The sequence below is a fragment of the Nitrincola nitratireducens genome (genome assembly GCF_000585235.1).
GTDB lineage: Bacteria > Pseudomonadota > Gammaproteobacteria > Pseudomonadales > Balneatricaceae > Nitrincola > Nitrincola alkalisediminis.
In genome coordinates, this window is sequence record NZ_AONB01000001.1 from 466,790 (window position 1) to 488,804 (window position 22,015).

Here is a 22,015-nt window from a genome sequence, read left to right on the forward strand (position 1 = left end):
GAAGGAAAGAGCATGAGTATCGAAATTAAAGCCCCAACATTCCCGGAATCCGTTGCAGACGGTACCGTTGCAACTTGGCACAAACAACCTGGTGAGGCGTGTGCAGCTGATGAGCTCATCGTTGATATAGAAACGGATAAAGTTGTTCTGGAAGTCGTTGCGCCTGCTGATGGTGTGCTTGCATCCATCATCAAGGGTGAAGGCGATACAGTATTAAGCGAAGAAGTTCTCGCTATTTTTGAAGCAGGGGCTGTTGCAAGTGCTGCGCCAGCGGCTGCAACTGCAGTTGTTGCAGATGTGACTGCAACGGATGCTGAAAAAATTGGACCTGCTGCCCGTAAGTTGATCGACGAGAACAACTTGGATGCCAGTAAGATTCAAGGTACAGGCAAAAATGGTGGGATCACCAAAGAAGACGTTCAAAACTACATCAACAATCCAAGCGCAGCCGCTCCTGTAGCTGCAGCGGCTCCAGCGCCTGCAGCTAAACCTGCTGCCGCTGTTATTAATGTTCCTGTTGGTGACCGAGTTGAAAAGCGTGTTCCTATGACGCGTTTGCGTGCCACCATTGCTAAGCGTTTAGTTGAAGCACAACAAAATGCCGCGATGCTAACCACCTACAACGAAGTCAACATGAAGCCTGTTATGGAGCTTCGTAAGCAGTATAAAGATCTGTTTGAAAAAGTTCATGGTGGCACTCGTTTAGGCTTCATGTCCTTCTTCGTTAAGGCGGCGACGGAAGCATTGAAGCGCTTCCCAGCCGTAAACGCATCGATTGATGGTAATGACATGGTTTACCATGGCTACCAAGACATCGGTGTTGCTGTTTCCACTGAGCGTGGTTTGATGGTGCCAGTATTGCGTGATACAGACAGCATGAGCTTGGCTGACGTTGAAGCGACCATCGCTGATTTTGGTAAGCGTGGCCGTGATGGTAAGCTTGGCATGGACGATATGCAGGGTGGAACCTTCACGATTACGAATGGTGGTGTCTTTGGCTCATTGATGTCTACGCCCATTCTGAACCCACCACAAACAGCTATTTTGGGAATGCACAAGATCCAAGAGCGCCCAATGGCTGTGAATGGTCAGGTTGTGATTTTACCAATGATGTACCTCGCATTGTCATACGATCATCGTATGATTGATGGAAAAGAGGCTGTACAATTCCTGGTTACAATAAAAGATCTGTTAGAAGACCCTGCACGTCTGTTGCTTGAAGTCTAAGTAACATCCGTAATCAACGAATTAAAACAGGATAAGTGAATGTCTGAAAAATTTGATGTCATAGTGATTGGTGCCGGCCCTGGCGGTTATGTTGCGGCGATTCGTGCAGCTCAGTTAGGTTTGAAAACAGCCTGCGTTGAAAAATGGGTTGACGGAAAAGGTGCACCTGTTTTAGGTGGAACTTGCTTAAACGTAGGTTGTATTCCTTCTAAAGCACTGCTCGAAACGACACACAAAATGCATGAAGCACAGCACGGGTTTGCTGCGCAGGGTATTGTGGCTGAAAACGTACACATCGACCCTAAGCAAATGGTTGCTCGCAAAGATCAAATCGTTAAGAACTTAACCGGTGGTATCGCGGGTTTATTCAAAGCAAATGGCGTTACTCTGCTGCAAGGTAAAGGTCGTCTTCTTGCCAATAAGCAAGTTGAAGTAACGGATAAAGATGGCAATGTTAGCCTCCATGCTGCTGAAAACGTCGTATTAGCGGCAGGCTCTGTGCCTGTCGAGATCCCACCAGCGCCATTAACTGAAGGTTTGATTCTTGATAATGCGGGAGCTCTCGATATTGACGAGGTTCCAGCGCGCTTAGGTATCATCGGTGCAGGTGTTATCGGTTTGGAAATGGGTTCAATTTGGGCTCGTTGTGGATCGCAAGTTACTGTACTTGAGGCAATGGATACATTCTTGTCTGTTACCGACCAAGACGTATCAAAAGAAGCCTACAAGCTGATGACTAAGCAAGGTTTAGACATCAAGCTGGGTGCGCGTTGCACGGGAACTGAAGTTAACGGTAACGAAGTGACCGTTAAGTACACCGATGCAAACGGTGAACAAAGCTTGGTCGTTGATAAGCTGATTGTTGCTGTAGGTCGTCGTCCATTAACTCAAAACTTGGTATCTGACGACTCTGGTGTCAAGCTGGACGAGCGTGGCTTTATCTTTGTTGATGAGCAGTGCCGTACCGATGCACCAGGTATCTATGCGATTGGTGATATTGTTCGTGGTCCTATGCTTGCGCATAAGGCGTCTGAAGAAGGCATCATGGTTGTCGATATCATTGCTGGCCACAAAGCGCAATTAAACTACGATTGTGTCCCGAACATCATTTACACCTTCCCTGAGTTGGCTTGGGTCGGCAAGACCGAGCAAGAACTTAAGAATGAAGGTGTAGCGATTAAAGTTGGTAAGTTCCCATTTGCGGCATCAGGCCGTGCGATGGCTGCCAATGCGACGGAAGGTTTCGTCAAAATGATCGCAGACGAAAAGACTGACAGAATTCTGGGCGTTCATATCGTAGGCGGTATCGCCTCCGAGCTGATCGCTCAGGCCGTTATCGCAATGGAGTTTTGTGCTACTGCAGAGGATTTGCAAATGACGGTATTCGCTCACCCAACCGTGAGTGAAGCGGTTCACGAAGCCGCACTTGCAGTGGATAATCACGCCATCCACATTGCGAATCGTAAAAAACGCTAACCGAAGGGTTGCAAATGAAGACCGGGCCAAAAGTCCGGTCTTTTTGAACGCAGTCTAAAGTGCGTGCAACCTTAGTAACCCTGTTTACTAAAGTTGCGCATGTATAATCGATAATTCAACGGATTAGAACATGAACCTTCATGAGTACCAAGGCAAACAACTGTTTGCTCAATATGGTCTGCCGGTTTCCAAAGGTTTCGCGGTAGATACCCCAGAAGCAGCAGCTGAAGCTGCTGAAAAAATCGGTGGTGATAAGTGGGTTGTTAAAGCTCAAGTTCACGCTGGTGGCCGTGGTAAAGCAGGTGGCGTAAAGCTTGTTTCTTCTCCTGAAGAAGCTAAAGCTTTTGCTGAAAAATGGTTGGGTCAGCGTTTAGTCACGTATCAGACAGACGCCAATGGTCAGCCTGTTACCAAAATTCTGGTTGAAACCTGCACAGATATCGCCAATGAGCTTTATTTGGGCGCTGTTGTTGATCGTTCTAGCCGTCGTATCGTCTTCATGGCGTCTACTGAGGGTGGTGTTGAGATCGAGAAAGTTGCTCATGAAACGCCAGAAAAAATCTTGAAAGCCACTATCGATCCGTTGACAGGCGCTCAGCCTTATCAAGGTCGTGATTTGGCGTTCAAACTGGGCTTGCAAGGTGACCAAATCAAGCAGTTCGTACAGATCTTCATGGGTCTTGCGAAAATGTTCCAAGAAAAAGATTTGGCTCTGTTAGAGATCAACCCTTTGGTTATCACTGATGCTGGCAACCTTCACTGCTAGATGCAAAAATTGTCATCGACAGCAATGCGGTTTACCGTCACAAAGATCTTCAAGCGATGCACGATCCGTCACAAGACGACGAGCGTGAAGCGCATGCGGCTCAGTGGGAGCTTAACTATGTTGCCCTTGAAGGTAACATCGGTTGCATGGTAAACGGTGCAGGTCTTGCAATGGGTACGATGGACATTGTTAAGTTGCACGGTGGCCAACCTGCTAACTTCCTGGACGTTGGTGGTGGTGCGACCAAAGAGCGTGTAACTGAAGCGTTCAAAATCATTCTGTCTGACAGCACTGTCAGCGCAGTATTGGTTAACATCTTCGGTGGTATCGTTCGTTGCGACCTGATTGCTGATGGTATTATCGGTGCGGTTAAAGAAGTTGGTGTTAACGTTCCTGTTGTTGTACGTCTGGAAGGTAATAACGCTGAACTCGGCGCTCAGCGTCTGGCTGAATCCGGTCTTGATATCATTGCAGCGACCAGCTTGACTGATGCTGCACAGCAGGTTGTAAAAGCCGCGGAGGGTAAATAATCATGTCCGTTCTGATTAATAAAGACACTAAAGTCATCTGTCAGGGTTTCACTGGCGGTCAAGGTACCTTCCATTCAGAGCAGGCGATTGCATACGGCACGAAAATGGTCGGCGGTGTCACTCCAGGCAAAGGCGGCACTGAGCACTTAGGTTTACCTGTGTTCAATACTGTTGCTGAAGCGGTTGAAGCAACGGGTGCTGAAGCATCGGTTATCTACGTACCTGCTGCTTTTTGTAAAGACTCTATCCTTGAAGCTGCAAACGGTGGCATTAAGCTGATCGTTTGTATCACTGAAGGTATCCCAACGTTGGATATGCTTGAGTGTAAAGTGAAGTGTGATGAGCTTGGTGTGCGTTTGATTGGTCCTAACTGCCCAGGTGTTATCACTCCGGGTGAGTGCAAGATCGGTATCATGCCTGGCCACATTCACTTGCCAGGTAAAGTGGGTATCGTTTCACGTTCAGGTACACTGACGTATGAAGCGGTTAAGCAAACTACTGATGCAGGCTTCGGTCAATCCACTTGTGTGGGTATCGGTGGCGACCCAATTCCAGGTTCTAACTTCATCGATATTCTGGAGCTTTTCCAGAACGACCCACAGACTGAAGCGATTGTTATGATCGGTGAGATCGGTGGTTCTGCTGAAGAGGAAGCGGCTGCTTACATCAAAGCAAACGTGACTAAGCCTGTTGTATCTTACATTGCTGGTGTTACGGCTCCTGCTGGTAAGCGTATGGGCCATGCGGGCGCAATCATTTCTGGTGGTAAAGGAACTGCAGACGAGAAGTTCGCAGCACTTGAAGACGCTGGTGTGAAGACTGTTCGTTCACTGGCTGATATCGGCAAGGCTCTGGCTGAAGTAACGGGTTGGGCGACTAAGTAATTACGACGTCCTAGTCTCTACTCAAAAAAGCAGCGAAAGCTGCTTTTTTTGTTTTAAGCTGCTAACGTTATTCGTAAACATGACGGCTGAGTTGGCGTCGTGTCGACAAATACACACGACAAAGGAGTATCAAACCAGCATGAGCCAGTTTAATCCAGATAGTATCCAAATAGGGATTAGTGCGTGTTTGCTCGGTGAAAAGGTCCGTTATGATGGCGGTCATAAAGCCTCTCAGTATTGCATGCAGGAGCTTTCCCAGGTCTTTTCGTATGTGCCTGTTTGTCCTGAAATGGCCATAGGATTAAGCACACCTAGACCGACCATACGTTTGGTTCAGGAAGAGTCAGGCATGCGCTTATTGGCCTCTGATAAAAGCTTTGATGTTACCGATGCTATGCAGGCCTTTAGTGAAAAGCGGATCTCAACGCTTGATTATTTAAGTGGCTATATTGTCTGTGCAAAATCACCGTCCTGTGGCATGGAGCGGGTTAGGGTATATGATGGTCGTACCGGGTATAGCCGTAAATCAGGTGTAGGGCTTTACACAGCGAATTTGCAGCGGATCTATCCTTACCTTCCCGTAGAGGAGGATGGCCGCTTACATGATCTCGTCTTAAAAGAAAATTTTATTACACGTGTATTTGCAAACCACGCCTGGAAAACGCTTAAGCATGAAGCATCACGCGCCAATCGTTGGTCGCTTTTCATACCCGTTATAAATTCTTATTGTTGGCGCATCATCAGGCACACTACCGTGAATTGGGCCGTTATGTTGCGAACTTCAGTGATGATATTGAACAAGACGCAGAGCAGTACTATCAATTGTTTATGCAAGCACTGATGCATCCAGCGACACGGAAAAATCACACCAATGTGTTACAGCATATACAAGGATTTTTTTCCGACAGGCTTACGCCTAAACAAAAGCAAGAGTTGACGGAATCGATTGCTAAATATAACCAAGGACTGCTTCCGTTGTTAGTCCCCATTACCTTGATTCGTCATTATCTCAACGAGTTTGATGAAGAATATATTGCGCAGCAAGTGTATTTAAACCCACATCCGCAAGCGCTCAAACTCCATTACGGCTATTGAGAATAGCGGTCTAATCAGACCGCTTTTGTACGGATTACTCTGCTAGTAAACGAGCAGGGCAGATTTTGATATTGCTAAATCCAGCACTCAGGAGGTTCTGAGTTTGCAGTTTGCTCATGATGCCTTGATCGCAATATAACCAGTATTCTTTACTCTGATCCAAGTTTGCGAACTGGGAGTGAAGTCGATAAAAGGGCAGTTCGATAACGGGATATCCCTGGTTTTTTAACGGTGAAGACTCACGTTCGTCGGGTGCACGAATATCGATAATCACCACTCGATCATCCGGCTCGCTTGCAATCTGTCCTTCTTCAACCTGAGGTATGTCGGGAGTTTCGTTGAGCACCTGTGTAATCGACTGGAATACGGCAGATGTGACGGCGTCTTGAAGAACCAGCGAGTCCATTGCATCTTCTGCGGCTTCGATCTCGGTTAATTTTGCACGAGAGGTCGGGCGCTGGCTAATGACACCACAATATTCCGGAATTCGTTCGCAAAGCTCAGCAACACCAATAGCCCGCGCTTGGTCAATAATCAGCTGTTTGTTAGCACTGATTAAGGGGCGGAGAATCAATCGGGGAACCGTTTGATCAATGATTTGGAGATTGGTCAGCGTTTGACTGGATACTTGTGCAATCGCTTCGCCCGTAACGAGTGCCGAGGTTTTCAGCTTTCGGGCCAACTGATCAGCACAACGTATCATTGCTCGTTTAAGTATTACCCCCATGAGTCCCTGATCGACGTGCGTCAAAATATGCTCGACGACGCCTTCAAAAGGCACGGTAACAAACTTAACTTGATGGGACTGGCAGTATTGCGACCAAAGATAATGGGCCACCCGTTTGACGCCCTCCTCATGAGCAGCTCCGCCTAAACGGAAGAAAACAAAGTGGGTGTAGATGCCTCGTTGCAGCATTTGATAGGCCGCTACACTTGAATCAAAGCCGCCAGACATCAGCGTAACTACATTCTCCTGTGTTCCCAAAGGGTAGCCACCCAGTCCCTCACGACGCCTGCCTACGATAAACAGTCGATCGTGGTGTATTTGCAACAGTACAAGCTCGTCGGGTGATGTCAGATTCACCCCGGCTGCGGAGGAATGCTCCAACAGATAAGCACCAACCTTCCTTTGAAGCTCCAAGGAACTATAGGAATGAATCCCGGCTCGCTGAACCCGCACGGCAAAGGTTTTATTCTGCAAACGTTCGGCCACCGTACTGAGAGTCAGCGTGCAGATTCCCTCAATATCCGGCAGTGGGTGTTCTTGCGTTTCCATAAAATGATGAATACCGGGGATTCGTGTCAGCGCATCGCTGATGGCTTGAATCTGGGCAGTCGATGTACTTGGATCGGTTTCGACTTCCAGTAAATCCCAGCAGCCACCAACGCGGCTAAGCTCACAGATGGGTTTAACCAAGTGGCGTATGTTTTTTTTCAGCTGCTTAATATACTGCTGACGGACACCACGACTTTTTATCGTGATTTCGGGGAAGAGGCGAATAATAAATTTCATGCGATACGTGTTGATTAGGTTGGTCGCCGACGATGCGACAAAAAGCCCATTATTTTAATGGAAAATAAGGGGCTTTGGCAGTTTTTATTTGTTAACTGCTTTTTGCTGTCGGCGCTTTGACGACATAGTAAGCAAAAAAGGCCGCCATGATCAGATAACCTTGTACAAAGTCGGGTGCTGCATAAAAGCCGAGCTTTGGAGCATGCATTAGCCCGATGAAAGAGAGAGCCGCTGCAATCAGCGCAAATACGGTTGCACGTTTAAAGTGGCGGTCGATCACACTGACGGCAATGGCACCCAGTAGAATGGCTGTAAACATCGCGCCTTGACCTAAGGGGACAATTCCCTCAGAAATACCGGCCATGACCTCACTGGCGCCTCGCCCAAAACGTGTCGACAGATAGTTGGCGAAGTAGGGAAGCATGGCTAAGGCGACCGCTGGGTAGTAGCGAGTATCATTGGTTTGGAAGCTGGTCGCAATCATCGACATACCGACAAACACTAGAATAGGCGCGACAACGGCAACTGGAATTAAGGCAGCCAACACCGCAATCAATCCAAATAAGGTGGCTAACACATAGACCAAACCATTGAGCAAACTGTAGCCTCGGCCAGCATTCATCCACTTGGCACCAACAGTGGCGATGTACACTGTGGTTGGAAATAGACCTCCAAACACAGCACCGAGCAACGTACCTACACCGTCAACGGCTTGACACTCCCGTACATCGTATTTATCACCAGCGGCTTCCATCGCCTCAACATTGTTCATCGTTTCAATGGCGTTATAAAGCGTAATAGGCAGAATCACAGTAATCAGCGCAGCCCCGACACCAAACAGCATGCCTAAGCCCTCAAGCCAAGCAAAAGAAGGAAAAATAGGGTAAAAACCAAAATGCGTAAAAGCTTCAGTCAGTTTGACCGTATCGGTTTCGCCCATTAGATACGCCAGTGCGGTTCCGATAATTATGGCAAACAGCGATGCCGGAATATTGAAAGGAAGGCTGACACGCGCGACCAGTCCGACCAAAATAATGGCGATGACCAGTAAACCTATGACCGGCATCTCCAGTGTTTTGAACAGCATCTCCCCCGCAATAAAAGTCAAGGCGACACCTGCAACAGCTCCCAGCATCGCGGCTCGGGGTAGGTTTTTTTGCACCCAGTTACCAATGAAGCTGATTAAGATTTCGATCACACCGCTAATTAAGCACGCCGCCACCGCGATTTTCCACGCCAGTTCAGCATCTCCAGTCAGGGTTTTAGCCGGTAGCAAAATGCCAAATAAGAAGACAAACATCACAGGTGTACTAATCCCGTAGGATAAAGCGGTAACATCGGTACGTTGTTCTTTTTTAGCTAGCCGAGCCGCACTCCATGCGTAGTAAAAATTACCAAACATAACGGCAACGGCAGCACCTGGTAGCACTTTACCGAAGACAATCTCGGCCGGAAAACCCATGCCGAGCATGGAGATAGCAATAATGACAAAGTTAGCAATGTTATTCTGGAACAGTGCAAAGAAAGCATCCGTATCTTCTTTTTTATACCAAGGGTAATGGAAGGTTTTTTCGTTCATGGGGGGCTCTACTTGTGTAAAAGCGGAGCATTTTAACAGCCTAGCAAGGCTTTCCCTATCCTTGTATTTATATTTCACGAATTAAAAAAAACTGTTTCTATGCAGGGGGCGATGAGGAGTAAAATGCAAAATGTCTTAGACTTACTAGTCTATTCGACTCTGGACGACTATCTTAAGGAACTCTCTATGCGCTCATCACTCGTAACAGGCTCTTATCCTTGGCGGTTTTTTCGTTCAGGGGGCTTTGATCAGGTGCAAATTGAAAATGCAGACGATTTGAGGCACTTGGCTGAGTTGGATCAAAAACTTTGGTCTGTTCTAGCCTGCCCAACCGTTGGATTGGAGTTTGATCCGCGCACCCTTGCGTTACTGGATAACGATGGAGATGGCCGTATACGTGCGCCTGAGATTATTCGTGCCGTCCGTTGGGTTATTAAAGTGCTCAAGGCACCTGATATTTTATTTGAAGAGGGTGATCGCTTGCCTCTAGAGGCAATCAATCATGAGGATGAAGAGGGAGCTAAGCTGCTTGCAACCGCCGAACAGATCTTACAATACCTTGGCAAAGGCAATGCGGATGTTATCACGATCGAAGATGTGTCAGATACCACCCAACTGTTTACTCCTGATCATTACAATGGTGACGGTATTATTCCGGTTCAGCTCACCAATGATGAAACCTTAATTCAAGCCATTGGCCATATTATGGCCTGTTATGGCGAGCAAATGGACAGAAGTGGGCAGCCTGGCATCAATCAAAATACATTAGATCAATTTTTCAATGATGCGCATGCTTTATCTGATTGGTTAGCAAAAGCTGAATTGTCTTCACAAGATATTTTACCCTTAGGTGAAAGCACAGCCGCAGCGGCTGATTTGTTTGCACTTATTCAGGCGAAAGTGGATGACTTCTTCACTCGGTGTCAGCTTGCAGTTTTTGATGAGAAGGCCGCTGTCTCTTTGAATCCTGCAGATGAGTTGTATCAATCCCTAGCAAATCAACAGCTTCATGATAAAACAGAAGGCGTTGCGGCTTTGCCCTTGGCGTTAGTAGGACCGGGTAAAGATTTGCCCCTCAATGAAGGGGTTAACCCTGCTTGGTCGGATTTGATTCAACGCTTTAAAGCCGATGTTATTTTACCTATTTTGGGTGATTGTGATGTTTTATCCCTTCAGTCATGGAGCGATTTGTCAGCACGTTTCACCTCTTTCCGTCAATGGATGCAAGAAAAACCAGACAGCCCTGTAGCATCCATGGACATTATGGAGTTAAGAGGTCTGTTGGCCGGTAATGTCTATGAGGCGCTAGCGGATTTAATTCAGCGCGACCTGAATGCAGAAACGGCCGCAGAGTTGGTTGAAGGGGTTGAGCGCTTGACACGCTACAACCGAGATCTAGTGGTTTTGCTTAAAAACTACGTTAATTTGTCGGATTTCTACGGTGGAAAACGCAAAGCTATCTTCCAGGCGGGAACACTCTACCTCGATCAGCGCAGTTGCGAGTTGTGTTTACGTGTTTCAGATTTGGACAGGCATTCACAGCAGGCCAGTTTAAGCGGAGCCTATCTTGTCTATTGTCAATGCACTCGTTTAGGTGAGTCTCCGATGACTATTGTTGCAGCGATGACGGGAGGAGACGCTGACGATATGATGGTGGTGGGTCGCAATGGGGTTTTTTATGATCGCCATGGTCGAGATTGGCATGCATCAGTGGTGAAGGTGATTGAAAATCCGATTAGTGTTCGGCAGGCGTTTTGGTCGCCTTACAAACGTATTGCGAGGATGATAGGTGAGCAAATACAAAAATTTGCCGCTGCGAAAGATAAAGCTGTAGAGGACAGGTCCTCTGCCAGTTTAGCCGAAGGAGTTAAGCCAGCTGTATCTGCACAGGCATTTGATATTGCAAAGTTTGCGGGTATTTTTGCAGCGGTGGGGTTGGCATTCGGTGCACTGGGGACGGCACTGGCTGCTATAGTCTCTTCTTTGTTACAGCTTCCCTTGTGGCAAATCCCGTTGGTTTTTATCATCATCATGCTATTAATATCCGGTCCATCCATGCTCTTGGCTTCGTTAAAACTGCGAAAGCGTAATTTAGGCCCCTTGTTAGATGCGAACGGTTGGGCAGTGAATACGCGTGCTCGAATTAATATTCCCTTCGGTGGCTCACTTACTGGTGTGGCGAGCTTACCCAAAGGTGCCAAGCGCACGCATTACGACCCTTTTGCCGATCAAAAATCGCCTAAATGGATAATAGCGATTTTCCTGTTACTGATTTTAGCGGGAGTGGGGTATTTTGCAGGATGGTTTGAGCCACTGTTGACTCCAATAACGACTGAAGTGAGCAATCTTGATCGCTTACCCGCTGAGGTGGTGAATGAGGTTTCTGAGTAGCCTTATTCATAGTATTGTTTAAGATCCGAATCGCTTGGCTGTTAGCCAAGCGTTTTTTCATTTGTTCAGTTTGACAATAATCCTTAAAGAATAAACATTTATAGAAATCTATTAAATATTTATTAAACGTCGTAATACATGGACTTGATGGCGCTTTTAGTTATTTATTTTCCCATAACAGTTCTATACTGTGATGGGTAACAAAACTAGAGTGAGGATTTAGCCAGTGAAAATACGAACAAAATTGATTCTGGCATTTATTGCTTTAGCGGTGTTGCCGATCGTGATTATCTCAGCCGTTGTGGTCACTCACCTGCGCCAGCAAGCGGAAGACACTTTCCAAGCCAGTACTTCCCGCGAAATCCGCCAGATAGACAACGCAATGCAGGTCTATTTTGACGCAATCAATAAAAGTGTTCATTTTCTTGCAAGTCATCCTTTGATGATGCAGGTAGATAAGAGCATCACACATTATTTGACAAGCCCTGAGGTGGTCATGACGCCGGATAAAGCTGGCGGGATAGAACAAGAGGTTTTTGAACTTTTTAATCACTTTGCAGCTACGCATCCAGGTTTAGCGTATGTGTATATGGGGACATCGGAAGGCGCGTATATTCAGTGGCCACTCGGAAGTGTATCCGCACGCTACGATCCACGGCAGCGCCCTTGGTTTCAAGCGGCAATGGCACAGCCGAATGTACCTGTCAGAACCTCTGCCTATTATTGGGAGCCCGACGATGCGGTGATTGTGAGTACTGTTATGAGTACAGCCAATACGCTTGGCAGGCAGGGTGGTGCCATCGGTTTGGATGTGTCGCTTGGTCAATTGACGGCAATGGTTCGTGACATTAAGTTGGGCGAGACGGGCTATCTGATGCTGCTTGAAGCCAGTGGTAATATACTGGTCGATGCCGCCAATCCTGAACACAACTTTAAGAATATTAAAGAGCTTTCAGCGGACTATCGTGCCTTGTCTGATGCAACTGCGGGGGGGAAGCGTATACGTTTGTCTGGTACTGACTATATGGTATCGGTTTATGAGTCACCCGGCCTTGGTTGGCGTTACATCGGTTTAATTGAGTATAACGAAGTGATGGGGCCAGCAAATCGAATGATCGGTATCTTGTCGTTGGTCGTGCTGGTTATGGTATTACTCTTCTCTTTGGTTGGTAAGCTTACGGCTGATGTGATTGTCAGACCTATTCGCGCCGTCTCAGAGAGCCTTAAAGAGATCGCTCAGGGAGAGGGGGATTTGACTCGAGAGTTGTCGGTCAAGGGGCGAGATGAGTTGTCCGAGTTGTCGAACTGGTTCAACCATTTTTTGAAATCGATACGAAAATTAGTGTCAGAAATTACTTTAAGTGCTGAGGGCTTGAAGGTGTCTTCAGCGGAGTCAACCAAACTGTCGCAGGATATGACCGATACAGCTGGGCGTCAAGGTCACTCCGTCGATATGGTGTCAACGGCTTTTCATGAAATGGTCGCCACAGCCAACGAGGTTGCTAAGTCATGCAGCAATGCAGCCCAAGCTGCCGATAATGGCTATCAAGAGGCCCAAGCAGGCCAGACCAGCATCAACGTAGCCGTTGCAGAAGTGGACCGACTTAATTCTGAGATTGAGGACTCTGTCAGTGCCATTGTGCAACTAGAGGAGGACTCGCGCAATATCAACCTGATTCTTGACACAATACGGGGTGTAGCCGAGCAGACCAATTTGTTAGCACTCAATGCGGCTATAGAGGCAGCGCGAGCAGGTGACCATGGTAGAGGCTTTGCTGTAGTGGCGGATGAAGTGCGGGGGTTGGCACAGCGAACGGCGGATTCGACCGAAGAGATCAACTCTCTGCTGAGTAAACTCAACACACGTACCGCATTAGTAAGCCAGCGCATGTCGGCGAGTCAGCAAGCCACTGGAAAAACGGTCGCCAGCATTCGGGCTGTGACTGAAAGTTTTGATCGTGTTAGAGCATCAGTGGACATGATCCGGGATATGAATACGCAAATTGCGGCGGCAGCGGAAGAACAGCACCAGGTTGCTGAGGAGATTAATCGCCATATCGCCGAGGTGAATGGTGATGCTCAGCGAGTCAATGAGATGTCGGAGCAGGTGAAGTATACATCTTCATCACTTGCAAAACTGTCTCAACAGTTGGATAGCCTAGTTAAAGCCTTTAAAACATGATCCTACTGACCAGAGTCGGGTAAGTCTTTAAACTCGATTCAATTCTCAAACCTAGGAAAATTGCACACTCAATTTTCTAGGTTATTTAATGTTCAACCACAGGTCGAAAGGTGGGATTTATTAGCTCTATACCTTGAAGAGTTATCTCAATAGATTCATTCACAATCGATACCTCTGACGAGGATACGCGGTTTTTTTCCTTAGCTGTGGTGTCGTAACCATCTCGTTTAACGCCGTATTTAAATAATTCACTTCGCATTTTCATCCCTACACTGTATCGGCGTTCCGTAAGTTATGGACCGCTAAAATAACCATAAATGGAGAAAAGCCATGGCTATTTCTACCGGAAATCGCGGTGTAGTGTACACAGGCCCTGGAGAGGTTGAAGTTCGTTCGATTGCCTTTCCTGAACTGTCTATCGGCAAGCGCCAGTGTCAACACGGTGTTATCCTCAAAGTCCTCACAACCAATATTTGTGGTAGTGACCAACACATGGTTCGCGGCCGCACCACAGCGCCTTCAGGGCTCGTCTTAGGGCATGAGATTACAGGTGAAATCATCGAATGTGGTCGAGATGTCGAATTTCTTAAGGTCGGAGATATAGTCTCTGTTCCATTTAACATTGCTTGCGGCCGTTGCCGTAACTGTAAGGAGGGTCGGACAGGTATCTGCTTGAACGTGAACCCCGCACGTCCGGGCGCAGCTACGGCTATGTTGATATGGGAGGATGGGTTGGCGGTCAGGCCGAGTATGTCATGGTGCCGTACGCTGACTTTAATCTACTCAAATTCCCTGACTCAGACCAAGCACGGGAAAAAATTCGTGATTTGACCCTATTATCCGATATTTTCCCAACGGGTTTCCATGGCTGTGTTACAGCTGGTGTTGGACCCGGTTCAACCGTGTACATTGCAGGTGCTGGGCCCGTTGGACTCGCGGCTGCCGTCTCGGCTCAGTTGCTGGGTGCAGCCTGTGTTATTGTCGGGGATATGATTCCTGATCGTTTGGCGCAAGCAAAAAGCTTTGGCTGCGAGACAATCGATCTTCGTCAAGATGCTGAATTGCCCGAGCTTTTGGAGCAAATTCTGGGCGTTCCTGAAGTGGATGCAGCAGTTGATTGTGTTGGATTTGAAGCCCGTTGCCATGGTCATTGTCACCATGAAGAAAAACCTGCAACCGTTTTAAATTCAATGATGGACATTACCCGAGCGGGCGGTCAGATCGGTATACCTGGCTTATATGTTACAGAAGATCCGGGCGCGCATGATGATGCGGCCAAGCAAGGTAGTTTGAGTATGCGCTTTGGCTTGGGTTGGGCAAAATCCCACTCCTTCCATACGGGGCAGTGTCCTGTCATGAAATACCACCGTCAATTGATGCAGGCCATTTTGTTCGACAAGGTTCAGATTGCAAAAGCGGTTAACGTTCAGGTTATTTCACTGGATGATGCACCCAAAGGCTATGCTGACTTTGATGGAGGTGCTGCGAAAAAATTTGTCATCGATCCTCACAGGCTCTTTGCTGCTTAGTCGGTAATTTGTGTCACTTATCGAGAGGCCTTCACAGGCCTTTCTTTTGATGTTGATTGCTAAAACAATTAACGGTTACTTCGCTAAACATTTCATGGCTCGCTCAAGTCCTTCAAGCGTCATCGGAAACATTCGGCCTTCGATCTGTTGTTGAATCATTTGGATGGATTGAGTATACATCCATGCGCTATCAGGAACAGGGTTCAGCCAAACCAAGGAAGGCCATTGCTTGATAATACGGCTTAACCATACTTGGCCTGTTTCTTCATTGAAGTGTTCGACACTGCCCCCAGGTGCCGCAATTTCATATGGGGACATGGATGCATCACCGACCAAGATGACCTTGTAGTCCTGCCCATATTTGTGAATTAAATCGTAGGTGCTAATACGTTGATCAAAACGCCTTGTATTGTCCTTCCAGACAGATTCATACACACAGTTATGAAAATAAAAGTGCTCCAGATGCTTAAACTCATTACGGCAGGCGCTAAACAGGGCTTCAATTCGTTGAATATGATCATCCATAGACCCCCCGATATCCAAGAGTAGCAAGACCTTCACCGCGTTATGCTTTTCTCTGACGGTTTGAATATCAAGGTAGCCTTTTTGAGCGGTGGCCCGGATGGTTCCGTCTAAATCCAGCTCTTCATGAGCTCCTGTGCGAGCAAACTTGCGCAAACGCTTAAGTGCAACTTGTAGGTTTCGATCAGCCAGCATTTGGCGATCATCGAGGTTGCGGAATTCGCGCTTTTCCCACACCTTTACTGCCTTACGATGACGGGACTCACCCCCCACGCGAATGCCTTCGGGATGATAACCACCGTGCCCAAATGCAGAGGTTCCACCCGTGCCAATCCACTTGTTTCCACCAGCATGACGCTCGGTTTGTTCATCAAGGCGTTGTTTAAAGGCCTCCATGAGTTCATCTAAGCTTTCATAGCCTTTGAGTTTGGCTTTATCCTCATCGGATAGATAACGCTCAAATGTTTTCTGCAGCCAATCATCGGGCACTAGGCTCGACAGCGAGGCATCTGCTGCTTCGACACCCTCAAAAAACTGCGAAAAGGCGAGGTCAAAGCGATCATAGAGTTTTTCATCTTTTACCAAACAGGTGCGTGCCAAAAGATAGAAATCGTCCATGCTGGCAAAGGCAAGGTCGGCTTGTAATGCGCGAATCAAGTCCAGCAGCTCTCTCGGTGTAGCGGGGATCTCTTTCGAGCGCAGTGTTTCAAAAAAATCGATTAGCATGCTGCTGTCCGAGTATTAACGATTCTGACGTCTAATCATGAATGCAAGTCGCTCCAGTAGAGATGCATCCTGTTCATTTTTGATGAGGGCACCGCAAAGAGGAGGAACGGAATTCAGGGCGTCTTTTTCCAATAAGAGTGAGCGTGAGATCTCGTCCGACATTAAAAGCTTCAACCAGTCGATCAGCTCAGAGGTGCTGGGCTTTTTCTTTAAACCTGACATTTCGCGTAAATCGTAAAAAACGGCCAAGGCTTTCTGCACCAGTTCTTCTTGAATGCGAGGGAAATGCACCTGGATAATCTGTTCCATTGTGTGTTTATCAGGAAAGCGAATGTAATGAAAAAAGCAGCGACGCAGGAAGGCATCCGGCAGCTCTTTTTCATTATTGGAAGTAATGATCACCAGCGGGCGATGGACGGCTTTAATTTGCTGTTTTGTTTCATAAACGTAGAACTCCATGCGGTCGAGTTCTAATAAAAGATCATTGGGAAACTCTATGTCGGCTTTATCAATCTCGTCGATCAGCAGCACACAGGGCTCTTCATGACTAAAGGCTTCCCACAGTTTTCCTGGAACAATGTAGTGACTGATGTCTTCTACTCGCTCACGGCCGAGTTGCGAGTCCCGTAGGCGCGAGACAGCATCGTATTCATACAAGCCTTGTTGTGCCTTGGTAGTTGACTTTATATGCCAGCTGATCAGAGGGCGATTCAAAACACGGGCGACCTCTTCAGCCAGAAGTGTTTTACCTGTGCCAGGTTCCCCTTTAATTAATAGGGGCTTTTCTAAAGTCAGAGCGGCATTTACCGCCACTTGTAGTTCGGGTGTGGCGACGTATTTTTCAGAACCTTTGAACTGCATGACAGGGACACTCATCAATATAAACGAATAATACGAGTTTACCCTTACTCGTGTCAGAGCTCAAATGGCCATACAAACTGGCGATGCTTCGTTAAAAAAGCAGTCGTGAAGCAACGAACACCAACAAAAGTCCGAAAATAAGATCAACTCCTTGACGCATCTTCATAAAGAAGTGGCGACTTTGAGGGTTGGATAGAATAAAGGCGACCAGTAAATACCAAACGGTATCAATCCCCATTGCCATGCCTGCGACGAGGACTTTTGTCAGCGGGGATTGCTCAGGGCTTAGGAATTGGCTAAACAGCGCAACAAAGAATAAGGGGACTTTGGGGTTCAAAAATGCGATTAAAAAACCCTCGCGCCATGCCAACGCGTGATGTGAAGACGTCTGCTCGACAGGCAAGCTCGCAGAGGACTTTCCGAGAGCACTGCGCAAAGACATAAAGGCGAGATACAGTAAAAATCCAGCACCAGCCAATTGCAATAGAGTGATGAGCCAAGGAGCGGCCACCATTATACTGGCAATTCCAAGCATGCTAAGGGCCGCATAAAGTCCGATGCCGAGCCCGTGGGAGAGGGCGGCAATCATGCCTTGCGTACGCCCACCGTACAGACTGTGTTTAATGATGACGGCCAAACTAGGGCCTGGTGACATCGCGCCTAAAATAAAAATGCCCGCGAGCGCGAGCCAGTCACTCCATTGCAATATCATAGGTAGAACATCGCTCTTCGTTAAAAATAATAATAGTATAAGGCATTGAATCTTAAATCAGAGTAGGTAAGCCATGGAAAACACACAATTGGCTGCGAAACGGGAGATTTTTGGTTGGTCGATGTTTGACTTTGCTAACCAAGCCTATACGCTCCTGATCATTACCGTCGTGTATGGCGATCTTTTCACGCGGATAATTGTTGGCGATGCGCCGGATTATCGTTTGGGTAACCTGCTATGGAGCGGTGCTCTGGCATTGAGTTATGCCATGGTGGTCGTTGCGAATCCGGTGTGTGGCGCGGTGATGGATTACTCTAAACGTCGTAAGCAATTTTTGTTTGCAAGTTACGTGCTCACCGTCATTACCACTTCCTTACTCTATTTCATTGAGCCAGGTTGGATATTTCCTGCCATTGTGCTGATTGTGCTTTCAAACTTTGCTTATGCAATGGGCGAGGGCTTTATTGCCAGCTTTTTAACGGATTTAGGGCCGAGAAAGTCCTTGGGCTGGATTTCGGGCCTGGGTTGGTCAGTGGGCTACTTAGGTGGGATGGTGGCCACGATTGTTGCCTTGCTTTTTTTGGGCGAAGTGTCTGACGAAAATTTTGAAAATGTACGCTGGGTTGGCCCCTTCGCAGGTATTTTCTTCTTAGTCGCTGCGATTCCTACCTTTATTTGGCTGACGGAAAAAGCACCGAAGCGTGCCAAGCCTCAACATGAGACCTGGAGCAATATTGCAAAAGTTCGACTCATGGATACGCTTTCTCAGATGCACCGATTTAATGACTTGCGTTGGTTGTTGGTGTCCATCTTTTTTTCCATGGCGGGTATCTACATCATTATTGCCTTCTCCTTTATCTACGGTGCTCAAGTCATCGGTTGGGAGGATCATGTTCGCGTGCTGATGTTTGTGACTGTACAAGTGACGGCCGCTATCGGTGCGTTAGGTTTTGGAGTTCTACAAACACTCAAAGGTGCCCGATACATTTACATCTTGACTTTGTGGTTGTGGATACTGGCGATTTTGGCGATTTGGCAAACCCCATCACTGACTCAATTGTTGAATGTTAGCTTGGGCGTCGAGTGGCAAGCTCAGTATGTTTTTTTGGTTGCGGGTGTTCTCTCTGGATTGAGTCTTGGTGCTTCCCAGTCTTCCGCTCGAGCACTGGTCGGCACCTTGTCGCCAAGGGCGAAAGCAGCTGAGTTTTTTGGCTTTTGGGGAATGGCATCAAAATTGGCCGCTGTATTTGGCATTCTAGGTCTGGGGCTGATGCAATGGGCATTTGGCTTGGCAGATGCCATCGTGTTTTGTTTGATTCTATTTATGCTTGCAATCCTGACCATACTGCCCGTCAACGAGGGGCGAGGAATTGACACGGCGGTGAGCTGGAAAGAGCCATCCACTCGGGCAGATGCCCCCTAGTTGTGAGGATGAAACATGTTATTGGGTATACATCATGCTGCCATTATTTGCTCAAATTATGAGGTGTCTAAATCGTTTTACACTCAAACACTAGGGCTTAAGATACTCGCTGAGCACTACCGTGCTGACAGAGCCTCTTGGAAGTTAGATTTGCTATTGCCAGATGGTGGGCAGTTAGAACTCTTCTCTTTTCCTGAACCGCCAAAGCGCCCCTCTTATCCAGAGGCTTGTGGGTTGCGTCATTTAGCCTTTAAAGTGGCGAATATTGAGCAGTATCAAGGTTATCTAGAGGAAAATGCGGTAAAAACAGAAGCGATACGCATGGATGAGTATACAGGCAAACGCTTTCTGTTTTTTTCCGATCCTGATGGACTTCCGATCGAACTTTATGAAACCTAAGACTAAATATGGGTTTTGTCGGCTTAATGTCGTATTGAAATTTTGTCTTTATACGTCATGCTTATAAAAAGAGCACGCCTTGAATTATGGATTGAGTGGCTGTCGAAGAGTGATTTGACTTCGAGGTGTGGTATTACAAGTGTTCACTCTTGGAGTTAATATGGCTTTTTCATGGTTTGGAAGGGATCAGAAGTCCCAGAAGTCTGTACATTCAGTTGATGTCGAGTCCATTAAAGTTCAACAGATTAGCAGCCGAGATATTTCCGCTGAGCGGTTGCGTCAACTCCAATTTGACGGTGCAAATGTTGCCTTAGTGTTAGCGTTTATTTCGCCGCATTTAGAGTTTGATGCGACGGTTCGTTCACTCAAAAATGCAATGCCCTTTGCTAAAAATTTGGTCGGAGTGATGACCGCTGGAGAGCTCAGCTCCTGTGGGAATCAGTTATATCATTCCGCTGATAAACACTGGGATAACATTGTTTTGCAAAGTTACAGTGACGAGGTCTTTGCACAGGTGCATGTGGCGTCTGTTCCACTGCATTGTGAAGACATACGATCAGGACGCGCCGGATTGACTCGTCAGCAACGTGTAAAAGCCATTGAAAGTGAAATAAAGAAAATCAAACTTCCATTTGATGTTAATTTTCAGAACACGCTGGCATTAACCTTTATTGATGGTTTAACCAGCAGCGAAAACTTTTTTATGCAAGCGCTCTACGAGAGTGAGCGCTTCCCTTGCTATTTTATTGGAGGTTCCGCAGGCGGAAAGTTGGATTTTCGCCAAGCCTTGGTTCATGACGGCCAGAAAGTGGCTCAAAATTGCGCCGTAGTGATTTTTGTGCGACTTGCCAGCGATATTCGCTACAGCATTTTAAAAACTCATAATTTCCAGAAAACTAACCTATCGTTTATTGTGGCTGATTCTGACGAAGCGGCACGTGTCGTCAACACGGTTATGCCAGAGGGCAGCACACGGATTGTGAGTATTGTCTCATTCCTCTGTAACCATTTTAAATGTAAACCCGGCCAGCTGAGTTCCATGCTTGCAGGCTATTCGTTTGCAGTTGAAATAGGTGGCGAATTGTTTATTCGCTCGGTTTCGGGCATTAATGAACAGACTGAGTCAATCAACTTTTTTTGTGATTTGACCTTTGGCGACCGTTTGTTCTTGGTTAAAGCTAAGGATTTTGTGTCAAGTACAACGCAAGCGTTTAAACAGGTCATGCAGTCGAAGCCAGTGCCTCCTTTTGCCATGTTGGCCAATGACTGCATTCTTAGACGTTTGAACAATGCCAATCAGTTGAGCCAAATTAAAGACTTTGATCAGATGAAGGTGGCGGGCTTCTCAACCTTTGGTGAGATTCTCGGGGTGCATATGAACCAGACACTCACGGCCTTGTTGTTTTTTAAAATCAAGCCAGGAGATGTCTTCCGCGATGAGTATGTGGACCAGTTCCCTATTCAGTACAGCCATTTTCGTATGTTTTTCATGGCATCAAAGATTCAGAGTTTAGAGCAGATTAACCGAGTGCAGGCCACCTTGGTCGAGCATCTTACTGAGTATCGTCCTTTATTAAGGGAGATGGTCGAGAGCTTTAATAACGTTGCCAATTATGCACAGAGTACGGGGCATTCGCTTCAATCGATGCAGTCACAGTTTAATGTGTTTTCAGATGTGATTGAAAAACAGACATCGCAGCGACATCAGCTTCAGGCCCGAGTGTCGGGGTTGCAAAAAAACTCTGAAGAGGTACTTTCGATACTGCAAGTGATCTCCGGGATTGCGGATCAAACCAATTTGTTGGCCTTAAATGCAGCAATTGAAGCGGCTAGGGCGGGGGAAGCCGGTCGAGGATTTGCGGTGGTGGCTGATGAGGTTCGACAGTTATCTCAGAATACACAAAAAAGCTTGGATCAAACTGGCGCAACGATTAAATCGGTAACAACCGCGATAGTGGCCATTCGGGATACGCTAGAACATACAGAAACAGCGATGAATAGTATAACAGAGAGTGCTCAGCAGCTGAGCCTGGAAATGGTAACACTCTCTGAAGCCTCGCGCGTGGCAGAGGGGGAGGTTGAAGGCAATATACATACCATCGCTAAAATGACAGAAACCATGGATCATATTGACCATGAGGTCGCTGCTATTGATCAGTTAAAAGCCTTACGTAACCAATAACCCCACTTTAACTGATTT

At 47.1% G+C, this 22,015-nt stretch carries 15 protein-coding genes and 2 pseudogenes; 12 read left to right on the top strand and 5 right to left on the bottom strand.

Annotated elements, in window-relative coordinates; all coding sequences use genetic code 11:
• The first annotated feature begins 12 nt into the window (after positions 1-12).
• The 6 genes and pseudogenes from odhB (at position 13) to D791_RS20240 (ending at position 5,978) form a co-directional block, all read left to right on the top strand.
• Complete coding sequence (gene odhB / locus D791_RS02180) at positions 13-1,227, top strand: 2-oxoglutarate dehydrogenase complex dihydrolipoyllysine-residue succinyltransferase (protein WP_036507096.1); 1,215 nt, start codon at positions 13-15, stop codon at positions 1,225-1,227.
• 39 nt (positions 1,228-1,266) lie between these two features.
• Positions 1,267-2,703 (top strand): dihydrolipoyl dehydrogenase, encoded by a 1,437-nt coding sequence (gene lpdA, locus D791_RS02185; RefSeq protein WP_036507098.1) that lies wholly within the window; start codon positions 1,267-1,269, stop codon positions 2,701-2,703.
• Positions 2,704-2,833: 130 nt separating this feature from the next.
• A pseudogene (gene sucC, locus D791_RS02190) lies at positions 2,834-3,999 on the top strand (ADP-forming succinate--CoA ligase subunit beta).
• A gap of 2 nt (positions 4,000-4,001) precedes the next feature.
• Entirely contained in the window at positions 4,002-4,883 is an 882-nt protein-coding gene (gene sucD / locus D791_RS02195) for a succinate--CoA ligase subunit alpha (RefSeq protein WP_036507100.1), read from the top strand.
• 139 nt (positions 4,884-5,022) lie between these two features.
• Positions 5,023-5,724: a 2-thiouracil desulfurase family protein gene (locus tag D791_RS02200; protein WP_202806787.1), complete on the top strand. Its 702-nt coding sequence runs from the start codon at positions 5,023-5,025 to the stop codon at positions 5,722-5,724.
• Positions 5,643-5,978 carry a YbgA family protein gene (locus D791_RS20240; RefSeq protein WP_237748475.1) on the top strand — a complete coding sequence of 112 codons (336 nt, stop codon included), beginning with the start codon at positions 5,643-5,645 and terminating at the stop codon, positions 5,976-5,978. The genes D791_RS02200 and D791_RS20240 overlap by 82 nt, the downstream gene beginning before the upstream one ends.
• Before the next feature lie 34 nt (positions 5,979-6,012).
• On the opposite strand, the gene thiI is transcribed toward D791_RS20240, so the two are convergent.
• Together thiI and D791_RS02210 are read right to left on the bottom strand one after the other, a co-directional pair.
• Entirely contained in the window at positions 6,013-7,491 is a 1,479-nt protein-coding gene (thiI, locus tag D791_RS02205; RefSeq protein ID WP_036507102.1) for a tRNA uracil 4-sulfurtransferase ThiI, read from the bottom strand.
• Between the two features lie 91 nt (positions 7,492-7,582).
• Complete coding sequence (locus tag D791_RS02210) at positions 7,583-9,070, bottom strand: uracil permease (RefSeq protein WP_036507111.1); 1,488 nt, start codon at positions 9,068-9,070, stop codon at positions 7,583-7,585.
• 123 nt (positions 9,071-9,193) lie between these two features.
• Here D791_RS02210 and D791_RS02215 point away from each other — a divergent pair, with 123 nt between their 5' ends.
• The 3 genes and pseudogenes from D791_RS02215 to fdhA all read left to right on the top strand — a co-directional run bounded on the left by D791_RS02215 (position 9,194) and on the right by fdhA (position 15,172).
• A complete protein-coding gene (locus tag D791_RS02215) occupies positions 9,194-11,461 on the top strand; it encodes a QueT transporter family protein (protein ID WP_202806789.1) in 2,268 nt (755 codons plus the stop codon).
• A gap of 226 nt (positions 11,462-11,687) precedes the next feature.
• Positions 11,688-13,643 (top strand): methyl-accepting chemotaxis protein, encoded by a 1,956-nt coding sequence (locus D791_RS02220; RefSeq protein ID WP_036507113.1) that lies wholly within the window; start codon positions 11,688-11,690, stop codon positions 13,641-13,643.
• Positions 13,644-13,973: 330 nt separating this feature from the next.
• Positions 13,974-15,172: pseudogene (gene fdhA, locus D791_RS02225) on the top strand (formaldehyde dehydrogenase, glutathione-independent).
• Positions 15,173-15,247: 75 nt separating this feature from the next.
• Here fdhA and D791_RS02230 read toward each other — a convergent pair.
• The 3 genes from D791_RS02230 to D791_RS02240 all read right to left on the bottom strand — a co-directional run bounded on the left by D791_RS02230 (position 15,248) and on the right by D791_RS02240 (position 17,993).
• A complete protein-coding gene (locus D791_RS02230; RefSeq protein ID WP_036507114.1) occupies positions 15,248-16,420 on the bottom strand; it encodes a vWA domain-containing protein in 1,173 nt (390 codons plus the stop codon).
• Between the two features lie 15 nt (positions 16,421-16,435).
• Positions 16,436-17,281 (bottom strand): AAA family ATPase, encoded by an 846-nt coding sequence (locus D791_RS02235; RefSeq protein WP_036507115.1) that lies wholly within the window; start codon positions 17,279-17,281, stop codon positions 16,436-16,438.
• A gap of 91 nt (positions 17,282-17,372) precedes the next feature.
• On the bottom strand, positions 17,373-17,993 hold the full coding sequence (locus D791_RS02240; RefSeq protein WP_036507116.1) for a LysE family translocator: 621 nt from the start codon (positions 17,991-17,993) through the stop codon (positions 17,373-17,375).
• Positions 17,994-18,066: 73 nt separating this feature from the next.
• On the opposite strand from D791_RS02240, the gene D791_RS02245 reads away from it, so the two are divergent.
• From D791_RS02245 to D791_RS21300, 3 genes are all read left to right on the top strand, one after another.
• On the top strand, positions 18,067-19,416 hold the full coding sequence (locus tag D791_RS02245; RefSeq protein ID WP_036507118.1) for an MFS transporter: 1,350 nt from the start codon (positions 18,067-18,069) through the stop codon (positions 19,414-19,416).
• Between the two features lie 15 nt (positions 19,417-19,431).
• The gene (gene gloA2, locus D791_RS02250) at positions 19,432-19,815 is read left to right on the top strand and encodes an SMU1112c/YaeR family gloxylase I-like metalloprotein (protein ID WP_036507122.1); all 384 of its coding nucleotides are present in this window, start codon (positions 19,432-19,434) and stop codon (positions 19,813-19,815) included.
• 160 nt (positions 19,816-19,975) lie between these two features.
• Positions 19,976-21,997 (top strand): methyl-accepting chemotaxis protein, encoded by a 2,022-nt coding sequence (locus tag D791_RS21300; protein WP_051513981.1) that lies wholly within the window; start codon positions 19,976-19,978, stop codon positions 21,995-21,997.
• Positions 21,998-22,015: the final 18 nt, after the last annotated feature.

Excerpts from the sequence above, each read along its gene's own strand:
- D791_RS02245 (WP_036507118.1), top strand. The coding sequence starts at position 18,067 with ATGGAAAACACACAATTGGCTGCGAAACGGGAGATTTTTGGTTGGTCG.
- D791_RS21300 (WP_051513981.1), top strand. The coding sequence starts at position 19,976 with ATGGCTTTTTCATGGTTTGGAAGGGATCAGAAGTCCCAGAAGTCTGTA.
- D791_RS02230 (WP_036507114.1), bottom strand. The coding sequence starts at position 16,420 with ATGCTAATCGATTTTTTTGAAACACTGCGCTCGAAAGAGATCCCCGCT.
- sucD (WP_036507100.1), top strand. The coding sequence starts at position 4,002 with ATGTCCGTTCTGATTAATAAAGACACTAAAGTCATCTGTCAGGGTTTC.
- D791_RS02210 (WP_036507111.1), bottom strand. The coding sequence starts at position 9,070 with ATGAACGAAAAAACCTTCCATTACCCTTGGTATAAAAAAGAAGATACG.
- D791_RS02235 (WP_036507115.1), bottom strand. The coding sequence starts at position 17,281 with ATGCAGTTCAAAGGTTCTGAAAAATACGTCGCCACACCCGAACTACAA.
- D791_RS02240 (WP_036507116.1), bottom strand. The coding sequence starts at position 17,993 with ATGATATTGCAATGGAGTGACTGGCTCGCGCTCGCGGGCATTTTTATT.
- lpdA (WP_036507098.1), top strand. The coding sequence starts at position 1,267 with ATGTCTGAAAAATTTGATGTCATAGTGATTGGTGCCGGCCCTGGCGGT.
- odhB (WP_036507096.1), top strand. The coding sequence starts at position 13 with ATGAGTATCGAAATTAAAGCCCCAACATTCCCGGAATCCGTTGCAGAC.
- D791_RS02215 (WP_202806789.1), top strand. The coding sequence starts at position 9,194 with ATGCAAAATGTCTTAGACTTACTAGTCTATTCGACTCTGGACGACTAT.
- gloA2 (WP_036507122.1), top strand. The coding sequence starts at position 19,432 with ATGTTATTGGGTATACATCATGCTGCCATTATTTGCTCAAATTATGAG.
- thiI (WP_036507102.1), bottom strand. The coding sequence starts at position 7,491 with ATGAAATTTATTATTCGCCTCTTCCCCGAAATCACGATAAAAAGTCGT.
- D791_RS02200 (WP_202806787.1), top strand. The coding sequence starts at position 5,023 with ATGAGCCAGTTTAATCCAGATAGTATCCAAATAGGGATTAGTGCGTGT.